This is a genomic window from Cupriavidus sp. SIMBA_020, from assembly GCF_046535395.1.
Taxonomy (GTDB): domain Bacteria; phylum Pseudomonadota; class Gammaproteobacteria; order Burkholderiales; family Burkholderiaceae; genus Cupriavidus; species Cupriavidus campinensis.
Genome location: NZ_JAWRWU010001064.1, coordinates 1 through 256, shown reverse-complemented (window position 1 = coordinate 256; position 256 = coordinate 1). Strand labels below are relative to the sequence as shown.

Sequence of the window (256 nt, the reverse complement as noted above, 5' to 3'; positions counted from 1 at the left end):
CGGCTTCAAGCGACGCGCGTTGGCCTGCGTCTAGCGGGGCATTCATTAACAGTCTCCTCCACCCAGTTTGGGATCACCAAAGCTTCGATTGCGTCGACGTCTTGTGAACGTGTCGGCAGTGGCCGGCATATTGGCCGGTTTTAAGTGATGGTAGCACTGGGATAAACCCGCCGCCCAGCGCCGGCCGTGCCGCCGCAAGGCAATGAAGTTGCACGCGGCATTGCGTTACATCATGTAAAAGCATGTAAAGCCGTCC

The 256-nt window shown here is 57.8% G+C and carries 1 protein-coding gene; it reads right to left on the bottom strand.

The genetic code is table 11. From position 1 onward, the window contains the following. Positions 1-73: 73 nt before the first annotated feature. The coding region (locus tag SB751_RS32755) for a hypothetical protein (protein ID WP_410749348.1) at positions 74-256 on the bottom strand (183 nt) is incomplete at its 5' end.